18 protein-coding genes and 1 pseudogene are annotated in these 18,533 nt (G+C 25.7%); all 19 read right to left on the bottom strand.

Annotation, left to right across the window (positions count from 1 at the left end; translation table 11 throughout):
- Window positions 1-10 precede the first annotated feature (10 nt).
- The 19 genes and pseudogenes from ACH5BF_RS04480 to ACH5BF_RS04565 all read right to left on the bottom strand — a co-directional run bounded on the left by ACH5BF_RS04480 (window position 11) and on the right by ACH5BF_RS04565 (window position 18,436).
- Window positions 11-1,360: a response regulator gene (locus ACH5BF_RS04480; RefSeq protein ID WP_423272981.1), complete on the bottom strand. Its 1,350-nt coding sequence runs from the start codon at window positions 1,358-1,360 to the stop codon at window positions 11-13.
- A gap of 6 nt (window positions 1,361-1,366) precedes the next feature.
- Window positions 1,367-1,762: a response regulator gene (locus ACH5BF_RS04485; protein ID WP_423272982.1), complete on the bottom strand. Its 396-nt coding sequence runs from the start codon at window positions 1,760-1,762 to the stop codon at window positions 1,367-1,369.
- A 1-nt stretch (window position 1,763) separates the two neighbouring features.
- Entirely contained in the window at window positions 1,764-2,255 is a 492-nt protein-coding gene (locus tag ACH5BF_RS04490) for a chemotaxis protein CheW (RefSeq protein ID WP_423272983.1), read from the bottom strand.
- Window positions 2,256-2,376: 121 nt separating this feature from the next.
- Window positions 2,377-3,630 carry an exodeoxyribonuclease VII large subunit gene (gene xseA / locus ACH5BF_RS04495; protein WP_423272985.1) on the bottom strand — a complete coding sequence of 418 codons (1,254 nt, stop codon included), beginning with the start codon at window positions 3,628-3,630 and terminating at the stop codon, window positions 2,377-2,379.
- Between the two features lie 26 nt (window positions 3,631-3,656).
- Window positions 3,657-4,367 (bottom strand): bifunctional demethylmenaquinone methyltransferase/2-methoxy-6-polyprenyl-1,4-benzoquinol methylase UbiE, encoded by a 711-nt coding sequence (gene ubiE, locus ACH5BF_RS04500; protein ID WP_423272987.1) that lies wholly within the window; start codon window positions 4,365-4,367, stop codon window positions 3,657-3,659.
- Window positions 4,368-4,390: 23 nt separating this feature from the next.
- Entirely contained in the window at window positions 4,391-4,651 is a 261-nt protein-coding gene (locus ACH5BF_RS04505; protein ID WP_423272989.1) for a hypothetical protein, read from the bottom strand.
- A gap of 5 nt (window positions 4,652-4,656) precedes the next feature.
- Window positions 4,657-5,448: a nucleotide-binding protein gene (locus ACH5BF_RS04510; protein WP_423272990.1), complete on the bottom strand. Its 792-nt coding sequence runs from the start codon at window positions 5,446-5,448 to the stop codon at window positions 4,657-4,659.
- Between the two features lie 3 nt (window positions 5,449-5,451).
- Window positions 5,452-6,093 (bottom strand): 3-methyladenine DNA glycosylase, encoded by a 642-nt coding sequence (locus ACH5BF_RS04515; RefSeq protein WP_423272991.1) that lies wholly within the window; start codon window positions 6,091-6,093, stop codon window positions 5,452-5,454.
- Complete coding sequence (locus ACH5BF_RS04520; protein ID WP_423272993.1) at window positions 6,086-6,910, bottom strand: TIGR00282 family metallophosphoesterase; 825 nt, start codon at window positions 6,908-6,910, stop codon at window positions 6,086-6,088. The genes ACH5BF_RS04515 and ACH5BF_RS04520 overlap by 8 nt, the downstream gene beginning before the upstream one ends.
- A 48-nt stretch (window positions 6,911-6,958) precedes the next feature.
- Window positions 6,959-8,395 (bottom strand): YdgA family protein, encoded by a 1,437-nt coding sequence (locus ACH5BF_RS04525; protein WP_423272994.1) that lies wholly within the window; start codon window positions 8,393-8,395, stop codon window positions 6,959-6,961.
- 1 nt (window position 8,396) lies between these two features.
- Window positions 8,397-10,958, bottom strand: a complete 2,562-nt coding sequence (locus ACH5BF_RS04530; RefSeq protein WP_423272996.1) for a PAS domain S-box protein — start codon at window positions 10,956-10,958, stop codon at window positions 8,397-8,399.
- Window positions 10,959-10,962: 4 nt separating this feature from the next.
- On the bottom strand, window positions 10,963-13,071 hold the full coding sequence (locus tag ACH5BF_RS04535) for a PAS domain S-box protein (RefSeq protein ID WP_423272997.1): 2,109 nt from the start codon (window positions 13,069-13,071) through the stop codon (window positions 10,963-10,965).
- A gap of 1 nt (window position 13,072) precedes the next feature.
- Window positions 13,073-13,447: a response regulator gene (locus ACH5BF_RS04540; RefSeq protein WP_423272999.1), complete on the bottom strand. Its 375-nt coding sequence runs from the start codon at window positions 13,445-13,447 to the stop codon at window positions 13,073-13,075.
- Between the two features lie 11 nt (window positions 13,448-13,458).
- Window positions 13,459-13,860 (bottom strand): CZB domain-containing protein, encoded by a 402-nt coding sequence (locus tag ACH5BF_RS14230; protein WP_490372048.1) that lies wholly within the window; start codon window positions 13,858-13,860, stop codon window positions 13,459-13,461.
- Window positions 13,861-13,866: 6 nt separating this feature from the next.
- Window positions 13,867-14,856 (bottom strand): annotated as a pseudogene (locus tag ACH5BF_RS04545) (methyl-accepting chemotaxis protein); the annotation flags it as partial.
- A 71-nt stretch (window positions 14,857-14,927) separates the two neighbouring features.
- Window positions 14,928-16,034, bottom strand: coding sequence for an aminoacetone oxidase family FAD-binding enzyme (locus ACH5BF_RS04550; RefSeq protein ID WP_423273001.1), 1,107 nt, complete (start codon window positions 16,032-16,034; stop codon window positions 14,928-14,930).
- A 29-nt stretch (window positions 16,035-16,063) separates the two neighbouring features.
- Window positions 16,064-17,317: an ArsS family sensor histidine kinase gene (locus ACH5BF_RS04555; protein WP_423273002.1), complete on the bottom strand. Its 1,254-nt coding sequence runs from the start codon at window positions 17,315-17,317 to the stop codon at window positions 16,064-16,066.
- Window positions 17,314-17,991, bottom strand: a complete 678-nt coding sequence (locus ACH5BF_RS04560) for a response regulator transcription factor (protein ID WP_423273003.1) — start codon at window positions 17,989-17,991, stop codon at window positions 17,314-17,316. Before ACH5BF_RS04560 ends, ACH5BF_RS04555 begins: the two co-directional genes overlap by 4 nt.
- The gene (locus tag ACH5BF_RS04565; protein ID WP_423273004.1) at window positions 17,963-18,436 is read right to left on the bottom strand and encodes a Spy/CpxP family protein refolding chaperone; all 474 of its coding nucleotides are present in this window, start codon (window positions 18,434-18,436) and stop codon (window positions 17,963-17,965) included. Before ACH5BF_RS04565 ends, ACH5BF_RS04560 begins: the two co-directional genes overlap by 29 nt.
- Between the last annotated feature and the right edge of the window lie 97 nt (window positions 18,437-18,533).

Raw genomic sequence — 18,533 nt, forward strand, 5'->3', positions numbered from 1 at the left:
AAGTTTACTTCTATTTGAATACTCTACTCATAAACTCTTTATCACCATAAGCAACAATTTGTTTTTCTAAATTTTCTATTCTAGAGATTTCAGCTTTAGCTTTTTCTTTCCAGTATTCTAATCTTTGAACTAAAACATCATCTGTTTCAATAGCTTCATACTTTTCAGATATATCATTTAATCTATCTTCTAAATCATCCACTTCTAATTGATGGTTTAATTTCATTTGATGTATTTGCTTTTCATACTTAGAAGTTAATTCTTCTATTTTTTCATTTAATTTCTTTACTTTATAGTCTAATTGAGCATTTTCATTAGTAAGTTTTATTATATTAGAGTGTTCACTAGCCTTTTTCTTATAACTAGCTAGTTCAGTTTTTAAATGCTTATTTTGAATACTATATTTTTCAAGAGAGTAAACATATTTTTCAATATCTCTTTGAGCCCTATCAAAATCTGCTTTTAGATTAGCTAACTCTTTTTTTAAGTTGTTGATAATCATATTTTGTTCAATACTACCCTCTTTACTTCTAATAAAAATTTCACTCTTATCTTTCATTAAAGATAGTTGTATGTTCCTTTTTTTATTTAGTTCAGCAGTAATATCTCTTTGAATTGAAATAGCACCTGTTATCTCTCCAATATCATTTAACATAGGAATAATATAACAATCAGTAGTAAATGTTTTATGTTCTTTTGTAAGATTTTTAAGAACACCTTGCCAAGGATTTTTATTTAATACTTGACTATACATTTTCGTATAAATCTCATCAGCCATATCAGGATGTTTTATAGATTTAAAATCTTGACCTAATAGTTCAGTTTCATTATAAGATGTGATTTGACAAAAAAGCTCATTTACATATGAAATTTTCATATGCTCATCACATTTAACTACAATACTACTTGCATCAATAACTCTTCTATACTCTTCAAGCTCTTTATTTTGTTTTCTAAGTAAACTATCTTGATACAATACATTAGCTAATTCATTCATTTCATTTAATAAATATCTTACATCAACTGGTTTGATTATATATTCATAAACTTTAAGTTTTATAGCTTTTGCAAGTAGTTCATTATCAGAATGGGCAGTAGTAATAAATACTGGGATTTTTTTTGAGTCTTTTCTAATTTTTTTTAACATATCTATGCCATTTAAGTGTGGCATATTTATGTCTGTTAAAATTACGTCTATTTCATCTTTATTTTCATGGTAAGTATCAAGACCTTCTTGTCCATCTTTAGCTATAAATACCTTATCAAAAAACTCAGATAGAAGTTCATACAATTCATTTCTTACAACCGTATCATCTTCAACATAAAGTAATCTTAATTTTTTTAAAAGTTTTTTATCCATTAATTTTTAATTGTTTAATTCCATATCAGAAATAACTTTTATAAAATTCATAAAATCAAAAGGTTTTGATAAATACTTTTTAACACCTAAGCTTTCAGCTTCAGTTATATACTCTGATTCAGTATGTGCTGACATTACTACAATTGGAGTATTAAAATTTTCTTGCTTTTTTAGTGTTTTAATTAATTCTATTCCATCCATTCTTGGCATATTAATATCTGTTGCAATAATATTAATATCTGGATTTTTTTCTAATATTTCTAATGCTTCTACTCCATTTGTAGCAGTATAAAACTCTACATTTAAACTAGCTAAAGCATCTGTTATAATTTCTAATAAATCAGCTTCATCTTCAACAAAAAGAACTCGAAGCTCTCTTAATTTTTCGATCATTTCTGTCATATTAGTCTTTTAACTCTTCTTTTGCAACAACTTTTTCAATATCCATAATTACAAGCATTTCGTTATTGTCAAGTCTTACATAACCTTTTAAGTATTTAGCAGGAATTGCTGAACCCATTTCAGAAACAGGAGCTAAAGCACTAGTATCTAATCTTTGAACATCATCAACTAAATCAACAACAATACCAATCATTCTGCTATCTTCAGTAATTACAGCAATAACAGATGTATTTTCATCATAAACTGGATTTTCATTTGTATTAAATTTAATTCTTACATCTAAAATAGGAACAACTTCACCTCTTAAGTTTATAAGACCTTTTACCCAAGCAGAAGTATTAGGTAAAACAGTAATGTTTTCAGGGTAAGTTAAAATCTCTCTAATTTTAGGTAATTCAATTGCATATTTCATTGCACCAAGCTCGAAAGTCATAAACTCACTTGTATTAGCATAATCAATAACTTCTACATCTTCTTTTTCATTAGTTTCCATAAGGTTTCCTTTTAAAAGCTATATTACTAGTTAATTATAAATTATATCTATTGCAATAAATACAAAGATTACATGTTATACTAGAAGTTATGCTTATTTTATCTATTCTAAACTTAAAAATTTATTGTTTTTGCAAATCATCAATTGTACAAGTTGCAATATACTTGGGTGTTTGAAGAGATATTTTATCAGATTTATTTAACTCTTCTAGTGAAACCACTTTATTATTTTTAGTAATTTGCACAAAACCTTTTTTATCTTTTTTATCAGGATGGTTTTGTTCATAGCTATTTTTTAATAGTGTCACTTGACTTTGCATCTTTGAATGAGTCTGCTCAATACTATTTGAAAAACTAGTTTTTAAAAAGTTTAATTCATTATTTGCAACAACAATTTTTTGTGAAATATCTGCTTGAAATGAAGACTTTAAAAGTTTTATTTGTGATTCAATAAAACTAAACTTTGAATCTAAAGAGTTTTGCTCAAATAGTTTCTTTAAATTTATAAGATTTTGCTGTTTAAACTCAACGATTCGTTGAGTCTTATTTATAAATTCATTTGCTAAACTATCTAAATAAATCCTATGTTCATTTATATCAGGTAAAGCTATTTCAATAGCATTTGATGGAGTGGCAGCTCTTACATCTGCTACAAAGTCAGAAATCAAGTAATCTATTTCATGTCCTACGGCTGAAATAATTGGTGTTTTTGCTTCATAAATTGCATTTGCAACTATTTCCTCATTAAAAGCCCATAAGTCTTCTATACTTCCACCACCTCGTCCTACGATCAGAATATCACAGTTTAAAGTGTCTGCATATTTTATACTTTGAGAAATATCATAAGCTGAACCTTCACCTTGAACTAGTGCTGGAACTAAAATGAACTCTACTAAAGGCCATCTGTGAGTTGCAACTTTTTTCATGTCTTCAATAGCAGCACCCGTTGCAGATGTAACCAAAGCTATTTTTTTAGGATATTTAGGCAATTGCTTTTTTATTTCAGGATTAAAATATCCTTTTTGTTCTAACTTATTTTTTAACTGTTCAAAAGCTAACGCAAGAGCACCTTGACCAGAAGGTTCAATCTTACTACATAATAATTGATAATTTCCCCTTGGAGCATAAACAGTAATATTTCCTGTAATTACAACTTTTTGACCTACTTCAAGCTGAAATTTTAAATATTTTGCATTACCTCTAAACATAACACAAGAGATAGAAGAACTACTATCTTTTACAGAAAAATAAATATGTCCAGAATTATGATAAGTTAGATTTGATATTTCACCTTCAACATAAACTTTTATAAAAGTTGTTTCAAGTAGTGATTTTATTTGAGCATTTAAAGAGCTTACACTAATAGGGTTATTCAATTATAATCCTTGAGATTGCAAGAAAACTACAGTTTTCTTGCAATAATAAGTGTTGAAATATTCATAGAAAAAGATTTAACATGTACTGGTTCTAAACCTGCTTGTTTTAACTCTTTACATAAATTATCTTTAGTTAAAAATTCATCAATTGAGTTTGGTAAATAAGTATAAGCTTCTTTATTTTTTGAGATTAATCCACCTAAAGTTGGTAAGATTTTATTCATATAGAAATCTGTTAAGTAATCAAGAGGATTTTTCTTTTCATTTTTAGTAAACTCTGAAATTACTACTAATCCACCTTTTTTTAAAGCTCTTGCAAACTCATTAAAAGCTTCTTGTCTTTCAACAACATTTCTAATTCCATAAGAAATAGAAATAATATCTACACTATCATTTTCTAAAGGCATATCTGTAGCAAAAGCTTCAATGAACTCTACATCAGGAAGTTTTTTCTTACCAACTTCCATCATTCCTACACTTGGATCAATCCCTATAATGTTTTTTAAAGAGATATTGTTCTCTTTTGCAATTTGCTTCCAGAACATTATCATATCACCTGTACCACAAGCAACATCAACAATCTTTTCTATTTCATTTTCATTATAAAGTTCAAATGTCTTATTACAAGCTTTGTTTCTCCAAGATTTATCAATTCCCATTGATAAAACTCTATTAGCTACATCATAAGTTCCTGCAATGTCGTTAAACATTGATACAATTTTTTCTTGTTTACCCATATTTACCAAATCCTATTCATATTTTAAAAAATAAATTTACCAACTAAAAGACCTAAAATAAAACCAACATTCACAGCCAAAGCAAGATATAAAAGAGATATCTTCTTATCTGCTTTTGGAATCATATGAAGTACTTCTTCTTGTTTTTTTAGGGTTTCATCAAAAAAATGATTTGATTGCTCAAAAGCTTTTGATGTTTTTTCTAAATTTTTAGTTGCCTTTCTTAAAGAAAGTTCTGAAAACTCCATTCGTTCAACAAGCTCTTTTGCTTGTTTAAAACTCATATCACTCATTTCTTAATTTCAATCCACTTGTCTAAATCACAGAAGATTCTATTTAATACATTAATTACATAATCTTTTGCTTCAGTTTGAATTCTTCTAAAGAAAAGATATTTTCTTGCACTTTCAATATCACCCATCTCTTTAGCCTGAATTGCTTTTGCACCAAAGTCTGTATTGTTATAAGCCATTTCCCATACAGTTGAACCTAAATATCTACTCATTGTAATAACTTTATCATTTTGTACAGGGAAATATTTAGGATCTTTTACAAAATCACAAATAACTGAATTTGAGTCTAAATATTTATGACCAAAGAAGTTAATAAACTGTTCTTGGTAATAATCTTCTTCCATAGAAATAGCTCTATTTAATCCAAAGATAATATTCTCTTCTGGATTTCTTTCAATCTTTCTGATTTTTTTCATAGTAGCAATGGCATTTTTACCATCTAATTCCCCATCACCTAGGGGAATAATCCATTTTACATTTCCAAATGAACCTACTTTTTTAATCTCATCAAGAACTAAAGTTGAAGTTTTATTTCCTCCAACATCAACAATAACCTCATGGTTATCATCCATTAAAATCAACTCATCTAACTCAGTGATTCTATTAGTTCCTAGCATTCTTTTATTTACAATTTCTGTTCTTGTAAAAGACCTACTATCATTGTTTTCATCATCAACTTCAATATATGTTACTTTCTTTCCATGTTTTTTATATAAATATGGAGCAATAACTTGCATAGCAACTGTAGACTTACCTACACCACCTTTTGTTTGTGGAATTATAATCATCAATTAACCCTTTGGATTGCGTTTCATAAACTCGACAATTTTGCCATGAAACCGTGCATAAAGTTTGTTTAAACTAATCTCATAGCCATAAAGTTTGGCTATTTTATCGTAATTTTCATTAATTCCATATACTATCCATGTCTGTATATCGGAATATGACTCAAACTCATAACCAAATCTTTTTAATAATCTATTGGTGTATGAATCAACAACCATATATTCTTGATGACAAGAATAACATAATATTGCATCAGCAGTTTCTTGACCTATTCCTTTTTGAGAAAGAAGCCATTGTCTAGATACGTTTTCTTTAAAATTCTCAAATGAGCCAAACTCTTCAAGAATATTTCTACTTAATTGTATTAATCTTTTTGATTTTTGATTTTTGAACCCACTTGGAGTTATGGCATGAATTAAAATAGGTAATTCAACCTCACTTAGTTTCTCTAAACTTAAAAGATCTAATTCTCTTAAATTTTCTAGTGATTTTTCTACATTCTGCCATTTAGTGTTTTGAGTAAGTATTGAGCCTATTAAGATTTCAAAATCATTATCATTAGGCCACCAATACTCTAAATTATGAGGAATTAAGTCTTGATTTTTTAAATAAACTAATAAATCATAAGAGCTATTAATCTCAATCAATCATAGCCTTTGTAATAATATGGTCATTCTTATCACATAGCTTTTTGATTTTAAATGAATCAACAGCTTTCCCATCTTTTATATCAACTACCATCATTTGTAAAATTGATTTACATGAATTTGGTATTTCAAAATGTCCTCCAAGCCCTGTAGTTGCTTTTTGAATAGGAACATAAGAATCCATTCCAATTACATTATCTCTACATCCTGTAAGTCCAATATCAGTTAAATAAGCCGTATTTTCAAAAATCTGTAAATCATCTGTTCCAACATGAGTGTGTGTTCCACAAATTGCACTTACCTGATTTTTAAACATCATAAGCATAACTCTTTTTTCACTTGTAGCTTCTCCATGAAAATCTATAAAAATATTTTTTACACCTTGTTCATGAAGATTTTCTACTACTTTTTTTGCCCAGTTAAATGGATTTTCAACTGTTGGCATTGCAAACTGTCCCATTAAATTTACAACAGCTATTTTCTCTAAACCTTCTTCTGTTTGAACTTCACAAACTTCAACTCCCTTTCCAGGTACACCTAATGGGTAGTTATCTGGTCTTAATACAGGTTTTGTTTCTAATAAAACTATCATCTCTTTTTTCTTATCAAAAGAGTGATTACCTCCTGTAATAATATCAATTCCAGCTTTTAATAATTCATCACAATTTTTAATAGTAAGTCCAAAACCATGGCTTGCATTCTCTGCATTTGCAATAACAAAATCAATATTATATTCTTCTCTTATTTTTGCTAAATTCTCTTTAATTATTTTTCTTCCAGGTCTTCCTACTATATCACCTATAAATGCTAATCTCAAAATTTTCCTTGTAGATTTTAAATTGGCAAATTGTATCAAGTAAAAGTTTTAGTTTAGCTTTTTATCATTTACAAAAATTTCACCATTTTTTATGTCAATATTAAATAATACTTGATTTTTTTCTTCTTTTGCATAAACACTTAAAAGCATACCGATATTTGAATTTATCTCTTTTAATAAAACTATAAAATCTTTTTTTGGTAATACAATATTTATTGTTCCATCTATATTTGATAACAACTCTTTTTTATTTAGTGTTTGAAAAGTTAGATTATTTTTTTGTAAAGTTAAATCAATATCTAAATCAATAGTTTCAAAAGAGATTCTTGAATCTAATGCTTTTAAATCCAAGTTAGCTTTTAATGTGGCTCCATAATTTAAAACCTCATCAATGTCATTTATTAGAGTTTCAACTGCATATGATAGTTTTTGAGATCTTTCATTTTTTGTTAAAGTCTTATCTAAAGATATTAATTCAAGATTGATATATGAACTATTTAAATTTCTAAGTCTTTCATAATCAATATTATTAAAATCTATATTTAGTAAAATTGACTCTATAGTAAATTTATCTGCTGGAGTTAAAAATCTAAAATCATCTGTTTTTAAATCTAATTGTGTTCTATAAATACCACTTTTTACAAGACCTTTTGATTTTAAATCTAAATTATTAATATCTACATTTACTCCATCAACTAAAAAAGAAAACTCTTTTAATTTTAAATCTGAACTATTAATATATTCATTTAAATATGTAAAGTTATAAACTAAAGAAGTTAAATCCATTATTGAATTTTCATTTTCTTTTGATGTCTGAATTAAAAACTTATCAAGATTAAGTTTTCCTTTTAAAAGCTCTTGTGTTGATTTATTTTCAAAGAAGTATGATAATACTTTAAAAGTAGTATCAGATGTATGCCCTAAACTATTTTTTGAAACAACTCTTTCATCTATATCTTTTAAAGCAATTCTTTTTAATTTAGCTTTATTTGTAAGATTTATATCAAAGGCTAAAGCTTTTTTATTTAATAGAGATAATACTTCTTGATTTTTATCTTTATTTCTATTTAATTCACTCATTATCTCATCTGAGAATTTATGTAAATAAACATATACATCTATATCACTATTATAGTTAATATTTGAATTACTAATATCCCCTTTAAATACAAGACCTCTTAAAAATTCATCAAACTCTTTTGTATCTTCTTCTACAATAGAATCGAATAAAGCTTCATATGTAGGATATTTTTCAACAAAACTATCTCTCAAAAACTCTTTGAATTTTTTTTCATCTTCAATTGTAAGCTCAAAATCTCTTTTTGTTTTTAAATATCCATTTGAGCTTAATACTTCAACTTTAAGCCCTTTCTTTTCTAATAATAAACTCTGTTTTGAAACTTCTTCATCTATTATATTTTTAACTCCTAATGGAGCTAATGCTAGCAATACAACTGCAACAGCAATAAATATAAACTTTTTCATTCTATTCACCTAATTCTTTTTTTAATTTTATTTCAAAAATTGCACCCTCATCTTTGTTAAAAGCTACAATTTCACCCTCTTGCTGTTCAATAATCTTTTTTGCTATATTTAAACCAACACCCATTCCACTATGCTCTTTTGAGGAAATAAAAGGTTGAAAGATATTATCTATGATATCTTCTTTAATTCCACCGGCATTATCAATAAACCTTACAATTATATAATTATTTTCTTCATATAGATTTATTTTTAATAATCTGTTCTCATAATTGTCAATTTTTACTAGTTCATCTAAGGCATTATTCAAAATAATTATCCATACTTGTTCAATTCTTTGCTTTTGAATTTTACTTTGATAAACATACTTATTTTTATCAATATTATTTAAACTAAACTCTTCATCATTAAGCAAAATAGGACATACTTGTTTTGATCTATTATATGCCATTGTTAAAGCTGTAATTAGTGTTGAATAGATATTTACACTCTCTTTTTTCTCATTTGAACTTTGTGAAATTTCCCTCATTGATTCAACAATATTAGCAATTCTATTAATACCTTCATTTATTTTTATACTATCTTCAAGCATTCTAGTTTTTATTTCACTATTAGGTAAATCTTCAATATCATACCCCATCATCTCAAAGTTACCTTTAATATAAGTCAAAGGAGTATTAATTTCATGAGTAATCCCAGCAGCAAGAGCACCAATAGAACTTAATTTAGCATTTCTAATTTGCTCTTGTTGATGTATTTTATCTTTCTGTCTACTTTTTTCTACTTCATCTTTGATTTTAGTCTCTAAAGTTTGATTTAATTGTTGTAATTTTCTTTTATCTTCTAAAGAGTTTATTACTAAAACAAAGTGCTTTCTATCAGCCAATAAACTTAATGATAACTCTAAATGAACTTCTTCACCGTTTTTATCTATAAATATTTTTTCAATACTTCTAATTGAACCAATTTGAAGTACTTCTGTAAAAAGTTTTTGTAAAAACTCTTTTGATTCTTTTTTTATGACATCAAAAAAGCTCATGGAAAGAAGTTCTTCATTTGTATAAATCAAAAGTTCTGAAAAAGATTTATTAAGCTTCAGAAAACTACCATTTAAATCAACTAAAGCTATTCCACTATTTACATTTTCAAACATTGTGTTATATTGGTTAACTCGAACATTTAAATCTTCATATAACTTTTGTATTGTTTTTTTATCTGTAATATTATTTCTAATTACAGTAAAACCAATTAAACTATTTTTGATATCATAAATTGGTTCAATAAATGATTCTGACCAGAAGTATGTTCCATCTTTTTTCAAACACTTAACTTCAAAGCTATGAGCATTTCCTTTCTTAATATATTTCCAAACATTTTCATAAGATTGAGAATTCATATCTGAATGAATTAGAATCCTATGGGGATGACCTATTAATTCACTTTTTGAAAAACCAGAGATTTCACAAAAGGCACTACTTACATCAGTTATAAGACCATTTGTATCTAATCGAATAGACATGATATGTCTATCAATTGTATTCAAACTATCACTTAATTCTAAATAGCTCTTTTGTACACTTAAACTTAAATCTTCATTTTTTTCCAAAATCTTTCTATTTAGTTTAGAAATTGGTTCTGTTAAAATAATAGTTAGAATAACTGAAATTAAAAGACCAATAATTATAATTGATTCAAAATACTTTTTAAATATTTCTAAAGTATTTTCAGTAAATATCTCTTCGATATTTATAATAAAAATTAGATATTCATCTTTAGAAAAATAGACTCTTTTTGAAATGAACTTATCACCTATAATCTCTTTTTCATTTAAAACTCTTTCCCATAAATTTGAATATAAATCTTTTAAAGTATAGTTTGGAATAAAATATTTTGAACCATTAAATTTACTATCTTCATGTATTAAGAAATTACCTGCCTCATCTACTATATAAGATATTGATAAACCATTTTTTTCTATTCTCTCAAAAAGTTTTTTTATATTTATATCAAATACTATAAAAAAATCATCAACTTTTAAAACATGGCTTTGAAGCCAAACTAAAGGAAATTGTATTTCATTATTCTCTTTTAACAAATTGATTTTCGAATAATATACATCTGTTGGATTTAAAGAAGTAATTTGCTTATATAATTCACTTCTTTTTATATTGTTTAAATTGTTCTGTTTTTTTACTAGTGAATACTCATCAAATAAGTATTTTAGTTTCTCATTTCCTTCAAAATCAATAATTCTAAAATTTAGCAATTCAGGATTAGTAATTTTTATATTAGAAAGTAAACTTTCTAGATATCTTGTATTTTTGTTTGAAACATACTGTTCTAATGCTTTGCTAAATTTTATATTAAAAAGTAAAGATGAACTTTTTTCTAAATACCCATCCATAAATTTTTGATTTTCAGTTAAAATATTTACTACTTTTTCAATATTTTTATCTTTTATATCATTCTTATAAAATTTCTCAAATGAGAATAAAGAAAAAATTAGTAAAAATGAAGCAAAAAGAATAAAAGTTAAAAAAAGTCTTATATAAAAGTTTACTCTCATGATTTTACCTTTTACTCTTTCTTCTATCTTCAGAAACTAATTTCATATATAAAATATTTTCTTCACTATTATTCTCAAACCAAACTTTTGCTCCTGCTTTTTGAATTAAAAGTTTTGTAATATAAATACTTATATCCTCTTCTTCGATATTTGTGTTACTGTCATCTTGAGAAAAAACTTCTTCAATAACTCTATTTTTAATATTTAAATTATCACAATACTTAATTACAATATCACTTTTATCTTCAATGATTGAAATCTCAATTACTGGGTTTTTAACGCTAATTGTTTTTATTTCTTTTAAAGAGTTTTTTATAAGATTTACAAATATATGTTTAAACTCATTATGAACTCCAAAACACAATATATTCTCTTTTGAGTTTAGTACAACAGATACATTTAAACTATTTATTTCTTCTTTTAAAGAAGTTATAGCTTCTTTTATTACTTGATTAATATCATATTTATCATTACTTTGTGTCTTTGTAAAAAAGGATTTAAACTCATTTAAACTAATAGCTAAAGATTTTAATTCTTTTTCTATATTTTCGTTTATTTCAAATAGTTCATTTTTATTGATTTTATTTGCACTTAACTTTGCTTTTAAACTAGCTAAATCTATAGAGATATTAGAAATTGGGTTTTTCCATTGATGAGCTACAGCATCTAAAACTTTACTCATTAAAGCAACTTTAGTACTATCCAATAAGTTTTTATCTTTCATTTTAATTTCATTTAACTTATTTGATAAATCCTCTTTTAGTAAACTATTAATCTTTTTTAACTGCTTTGAATCTGTAGTATTAACTCTTATTGAAGTATATCCACAAACTCTATTGTTTGCGTCATACTTTGCAATTATTGTTCCTTTTACCCAATATGAATTAGCAAACTTATTAAGATTTTTTATTTCACCTTCCCATTTATGGTCTTGTTTTAACTTTTGCCATAAAACCTCAAAAAACTTAGGGGAAACATCTGGATGCCTCAGAATATTTATATTTCTATTAAGTAATTCATCCTTACTATATCCACAAATATTACAAAATGCCTGCGTTGCAAAAGTTATAACTCCTTTAGTATCAGTTTCAACCATTACAACATAAGAATCAATAGCTTTTAAAAGGTCTTCATGCTCTTTTTTTAGACTATTATTTTTACTTTTTGTATTTAAATATTTATAAATAACAAATAGAAGAATAGAGTATAAAACTATAACAAAAAATATAAATAGATTATAATTTGTCTTGATTTTCATATATAAAGACTCTTTTTTATCCATATAAGCAAATAAATAAATATTTTTATGAAAAAATGTCTTATCTAAAGGCATTAAAAAAACAGGATTTGAAAAGTTATCATTTTTATATAAAAAACTTAAATCACTAGAGTTTTTCATCTCTATTTTTAGATTGTAATTCGATGATTCTACAATCTTTTCTAAAATTGAAGTATCATATCTTTTATTTGTAAAATTATCATTCTTGATAAAATATTCATTATTTAATATAAATTCTTCATAGATTTTAGAATCTATATTTATTTTAGGAAATAAAAGAAAAACATTATAGTCAATATCTTGCATAATATCAGTTATCAAGCTATTAACAGAAAACTCTAAAAAAACTGTACCTTTAAATAGTAAGTTTTTATCATAAATTGATTTACTAAAACCAATAGTTGCATCTTCTTTTAAAAGATTGAAAAATGTAATATCTTTTTTTAACTCATAAGTAATATTTGTTTTGCTAGATAAAGAATCATTCATTTTTAAAATCAGTTCATTTTTTTTATTATAAAAACTCAACTGCTTTAAACCTTTTGATTTTAAATAAAAAAAGTCATCTTTTAAATAAGAGTACAATTCCTTTTTTTTATTCTCTACAAAATATGTGTATAGTTTTTCATCATATAAATTATTATTTAAAATTAAGTCTGCTTTATCTTTAATTCGTTCAAAAGCATTTTCATAAGAGTTTCTGAGTTTTTGTTTTTCAAGAAGAAGAGTATGATTTAAACTCTCTTCTTTTTTATTATCTATAATAACTATTGTAATCGTTGAGATTAAAATAAATGATATAAATAACCTAACAAGGAGGCTTTTATTTGACATTTTATGACTTTAAAACTTCTAAAATCTTTTTTTCTAAAACACCTAAAGAATCAAAAGGTTTCATCACATAATGTGTTGCACCATGTTTATGAGATTTTAAAACCTTATCTAAAGTAGAATAAGCTGTCATCATGATTACTTTTTGATCATTATTTAATTCCATTATCTTCTCTAAAGCATCTAAACCATTCATTTGAGGCATCATAATATCTAATAAAATAATATCATATGAACTATGTTTTAAAGAATCAACTGCTAATACAGGATTTACTTGCGTTGAAACATCAAATTTTCCACTTCTATTTAAAAATCTACTTAACATAGAAAGAATTTCTCTTTCATCATCTACTATTAATACTCTATATTTTTCGTTCATTATATATCCTTTTAATCAAAAAGCTTTTTAGCAGCATCTTTCATAATCGAGTGACTTTTTTCTTCTAAAATTTTATCAAGGTAAATAAATACATTTTCACTTGCATTTTCAACTAATTCAATTTTGTCTTCAATTAATTGTTTAGAACAAGATACTGAATGACCTGAACACTCATCTGCTAATAAGTTAGCTTCATCATGAACTGTTGCATGGTATTTTTCTAAGTGTCTATAAGAGGGAACAAAACTAAATTCATCTTTTCCTAAACCAGTATCATACCATTTACCTAATCTACAGTTATGGTGGTCAACTGCTTTAAAGCTATGTTCCCCGCCAAAGATTAATTGATATAAATTATTTTTATAAATTACATGGTCTAATTTTGCAAGATTGATAAAGATTTTATTAGAAATGTTTTCAACTTCATAAACAGATCTATTTGCATTTCTTTGGAATGAATTCATAAGTTCACTTAGTGTGTCAACTCTCTCTTTTGTTTCAACAACACCTTTTCCTACAACTTCTGAACTATTTTTTATTTTTGCTGTATCAGCTTGTATTGAATCAACAACATTTTTAATTTGTGTTGCAGCATCCGCACTTCTTGATGCTAGATTTCTAACTTCTTGAGCAACAACGGCAAAACCTTTTCCTGCTTCCCCTGCTGTGGCTGCTTCTACAGCTGCATTTAGTGATAAAATGTTTGTTTGAAATGCAATTTCTTGAATTATTGTAATTACTTCTGATATATCTTTACTTTTAGAAACCAATGAATTTACTATGTCATTCTCTTTTTGAATCTCTTCTCGTAAATATCTTGTATCTTCAACAATTTCAGTAGTTAGATTTAAGCCTTTAGTAGAACCATTTGCAGTATCTTTAGACTCTTTCATCATTCCTTGTAGGTCTTCTAATAAAGACATATATGTACTTTGAGTTGATGTTAAAGAGTTAGTCATATTTTTATTATGTCTTTCTAATAAACCACCCTCTTTATTATCATGAATAGATGTTTTTCTTAATGATGCGATTTTATATCCATCAAACTCTTTGATTAAAATGTTTGCTTCACAATCATCCATAATTAAAGTTTGACTATTTGTTTTTACTGCATCTAAAACTATAGAATAATCACTTATATTTGCTTTTGCAATATTATTTACAAAATGTACTTCATCATTAGGGCTAAATACAACTAATCCTTCTTCTTGAGAAAGTTTAGCAGTCTCTTTAAAAAGCTCTAACTCATTCTTACATTTATTTAAATCCTCTTCATAAGGATTATTATTTATTTGTGTATGCAACTGCTCAATTTGATTGTCTTTTTGAGCAAGTTGTGACTTTAATTCTTCTATTTCACTTTTAAGAGATATTATTTCATTCTCTAATTTTTTGTTTCCAAAAAGCATTAATCAACCTTAATAAGTACTTATAAGTTTGAATAATATCTTATTTTTAATAAATGAAATATAAAAACCTATTAATTTCTTATGTTTCTAGCACACCTTATTGCTTCACTAAAAGAGACTTGGAAGTTAAAACCACCCAATTCACCGGTAATATCTAAACACTCACCAATAAAATATAGATTTTTCTGTTTTAAACTTTCAAAGTTATTATGATTTATTTCATCTGTATTTATTCCACCTTTTGTAACTTCAGCTTTTGTATATCCAAAGTTCCCAGCTGGTGAAAATTCATAATATTTTAAAACTTCTAATTTCTGTTTTTCTTCTTGTGTTAATTCATTTACAGCTTTATCTTTTAAGCCAATTGAATTCAAAAACTCAAGAGTAAATCTTTTTGCAAAAGGAAGTGCAGAAGAGATTTTTTTATTACCTTTTAATAATTTAGACATATCACTTTTAGGTAAGAAGTCAATAGCTAGTTTTCCTTTTTTCCAATATAGTGATGTTGTTAAAATTACAGGACCTGAACAGCCTTTATGAGCAAATAAAAATGAACCTTCAAATCTTTTCCCTTCAATATAACTATTCACATAAGTTGAAATTCCTGATAAGTTTTTAAACCAAAATTGATCTTTTTGTACAGTAAAACCAACAAGTGCAGGTTCAAGTTTTTCAATAGTATGTCCAAACTTCTTTGCTATATCAAAAGCAATAGAACTAGCCCCCAATGAGGCATAAGATAAACCTCCACTTGAAACTACAACTTTTTTTGCTTCAATAATTTTATTGTCAGTTTTTATTTTAAAAATATCATTTTCAAAAGTAACATCCAAAACTTTAGTATTTAAATACTTTTTAATATGAGATGTTAACTTTGTAAACATCTCAATAACATCAGAAGAAGAGTTACAAAAATAAGTACCCTTTACAATTTTGGGATTAAGTTTAGGATAAACACCATTTTTATTTAAAAATTCTAATGTTTCATCTTTTGAAAAATCTTTTAACAGACTTTTTACAAGTTCTCTATCACCTAAATAGTTTTTTTCACTTACATACTCATTTGTAATATTACATTTTGCTCCACCAGAAACTTTTATTTTAGCTCCAATTTTTGCATTTGCTTCTATCATACAAACATTTTTAAAAACTTTTTTATTTAAATTTGAGGCAAACATCAATCCACTTGCCCCAGCCCCTATAATTGCTATATCGTAGATACTTCATCCTTTTTACATATAAATCTATTTATACCATTTTCATATTCATAATCTAAAGTGTAGTTATTAGCTTTTAAAATATTAAAAATTATATAAAGCCCTAATCCAAAAGAGTCTTTATTATTTACCTCTGAACTAAAGAAAGGTTCAAAATACTTCTCTAAATCAAACTCTAAAGCTTTACCCTCATTTTCAAAAATTAAATTATCTCCATCACTTTTGATAAATACTTTTGAATTACTTGAGTACTTTAAAGCATTATCAATTAGGTTTTTAACTGCAATTGAAAATAGTTTAAAATTTACTTCTATTTTTTTATTTTCATATTTTTTTACCACACAATCATCTTCAACCATTAAAATATCTTTTGCATTATCAACTACATCATCAATAAAATATATTTTTTTCTCTACATTTTTAGTTGAAGAAATCAACTCTTCAATTGAAGCAAATTCATTTATTAAACCTTCCAATCTAATAAATACTTCTTTTAATTTTTCATCATTTTGAGCATTTTTTTCAAGTTCTACTAGAAATTTTCCCTTTGTAATAGGCGTTTTTAATTCATGCATTATATTTCTAATAAATACATTTCTTGCTTCTTTTACATCTTTAAGTTTTTTTGCTGCATTTTTAAACTCAACTGCTAATAATGAAACTTCATCTTTTCCATCTAAGTTACAACACTCAAAATCAAAGTTTTCATCACCCAAAGTCTTTACTTTGTCTTTTAAAATTTTTAAAGGCATTAGTTTTCTAAGAGTAATTAAATACATCAAAATAATAGTAATAATAACAACTGCAAATACTAAGATAATATAAATATTAGAATCGTGTGAACTTGCTGTATTGTCTTTTACTAAAATAGTTTCACCTCTTTTTTTCATATAAATATAGTTAAAATCATTTAGTTTTAAAACTCTAAAGATTGAGTCTCTTCTTTTTGATTCTTTTTGAACTAAAACTTTTGTTTTAGGATTATATGTAATAGCATTGATTTTACCTTTATCAGTAAAAAGTTCGTAATTATATTCATTTAAACCTCTTACAAAATTTATGTCTAAACCACCTTTATGATGTCTATCCATAACTCTTTTAACTATAGGAATATATCTATCTAGCAACTCTTTTTCTTGAGTTTTATAGTTATGAGTCATAAGTAAGAAAAAACTCACGATTACTAATATAATTGAAATAATAAAACTAACTGTTATTGTAAAAAATATTGATGATCTATTCATTGTGTAAATTTATACCCCATTCCTCTAATAGTTTGAAGATATTTTGGCTCTTTTGGATTATCTTCAATCTTTTGTCTTATTCTGTTTATAATAACAGCAAGTGAGCCTGAACTTTCATAATCTTGATTTAATAAATCAGAATTTTCAAAAATCTCTTCCCTTGAAATAACAAAGTTTTCTCGTCTAATCATTAAAGATAAAACTTCATACTCTGCTGCTGTAAGTTTAACATAATTATCATTTTTACTTATTTGTTTTTTTTCTTCATCTAGAACAAAAAGCTTTTTAGGTTTAACTTCTGTTTCTTTTGAATGATTAAATCTTCTTAAAATTGTTTTTATTCTAACCTCAAGTTCTCTTGGGTCATAAGGTTTAGGTAAGTAGTCATCAGCTCCTAATTGTAAAGCTGTAACTTTATCTGTAATATCACTTCTAGCACTTGATATAATAATAGGTAAATCAAAATCTTTTACAATCTGTTTACAAACATCTAAGCCATCCATTCCAGGAAGAGTTAAATCAAGTATTACTAAATCAAATTTATTTATTTTTAACGATGAAAGAGCCATAAAAGGCTCTTCATAGTTTGTAACTTCTATATTAAATTTTTTTAGGTATTGAGTTAGAACATCTGCTAATTCTAAATCATCCTCTACCATTGCTATTTTTATCAAAATTCATACCTTTTTGATGCATTCTTTCTGCTTTTAAATCAAGTAGTGTTTTAAACTGCTCTTTTTGTTTTTCATCTAGAATAGAATAGATTTTTTCAATTTTTAAAGCTTTTGATTTTATCATATTCTCTCTTTTTTCACTCATAATCTCAATATATTTATCTTTATTAAATGAAGATTTAGTAAAAGCTTCTGATATTGATTCTTTATTTTTTGATTCACTCATAATTTTTTTAATCTCTGCTTTTTGAGAATCACTAAGATTTAATTTTTTAAGAGTTGAGAAAATTGAATCATGACCTTTTTTATGTCCCATATGTTGTTTGTTCATCATTTTATGAGACTTATTAATATCACACTCACCTTTGTTTCCGTATGCAAATGCACCTGTTGCTAATGAAGCACTTAAAACTAGTGCTGATAAGATTTTTGTTTTAGTTGTCATTTTTTATCCTTCTTTTTTCGTTAATAAAATTATGACATGAAGCTTTTAATGCTATTTAAATTGTAGTTTAATGTAAGTTTAATGAGAATAAGAAGTA

Source organism: Arcobacter pernae, assembly GCF_049472135.1.
Classification (GTDB): Bacteria; Campylobacterota; Campylobacteria; order Campylobacterales; family Arcobacteraceae; genus Arcobacter_B.

What these genes read in the sequence shown, in the direction of transcription:
- ACH5BF_RS04540 (WP_423272999.1), bottom strand. Translation starts at nt 13,447, where the DNA reads ATGAACGAAAAATATAGAGTATTAATAGTAGATGATGAAAGAGAAATT.
- ACH5BF_RS04490 (WP_423272983.1), bottom strand. Translation starts at nt 2,255, where the DNA reads ATGGAAACTAATGAAAAAGAAGATGTAGAAGTTATTGATTATGCTAAT.
- ACH5BF_RS04565 (WP_423273004.1), bottom strand. Translation starts at nt 18,436, where the DNA reads ATGACAACTAAAACAAAAATCTTATCAGCACTAGTTTTAAGTGCTTCA.
- ACH5BF_RS04555 (WP_423273002.1), bottom strand. Translation starts at nt 17,317, where the DNA reads ATGAATAGATCATCAATATTTTTTACAATAACAGTTAGTTTTATTATT.
- ACH5BF_RS04505 (WP_423272989.1), bottom strand. Translation starts at nt 4,651, where the DNA reads ATGAGTTTTAAACAAGCAAAAGAGCTTGTTGAACGAATGGAGTTTTCA.
- ACH5BF_RS04480 (WP_423272981.1), bottom strand. Translation starts at nt 1,360, where the DNA reads ATGGATAAAAAACTTTTAAAAAAATTAAGATTACTTTATGTTGAAGAT.
- ACH5BF_RS04535 (WP_423272997.1), bottom strand. Translation starts at nt 13,071, where the DNA reads ATGTCAAATAAAAGCCTCCTTGTTAGGTTATTTATATCATTTATTTTA.
- ACH5BF_RS04550 (WP_423273001.1), bottom strand. Translation starts at nt 16,034, where the DNA reads ATGTTTGCCTCAAATTTAAATAAAAAAGTTTTTAAAAATGTTTGTATG.
- ACH5BF_RS04485 (WP_423272982.1), bottom strand. Translation starts at nt 1,762, where the DNA reads ATGACAGAAATGATCGAAAAATTAAGAGAGCTTCGAGTTCTTTTTGTT.
- ACH5BF_RS04530 (WP_423272996.1), bottom strand. Translation starts at nt 10,958, where the DNA reads ATGAGAGTAAACTTTTATATAAGACTTTTTTTAACTTTTATTCTTTTT.
- ACH5BF_RS04510 (WP_423272990.1), bottom strand. Translation starts at nt 5,448, where the DNA reads ATGATTATAATTCCACAAACAAAAGGTGGTGTAGGTAAGTCTACAGTT.
- ACH5BF_RS04525 (WP_423272994.1), bottom strand. Translation starts at nt 8,395, where the DNA reads ATGAAAAAGTTTATATTTATTGCTGTTGCAGTTGTATTGCTAGCATTA.
- ubiE (WP_423272987.1), bottom strand. Translation starts at nt 4,367, where the DNA reads ATGGGTAAACAAGAAAAAATTGTATCAATGTTTAACGACATTGCAGGA.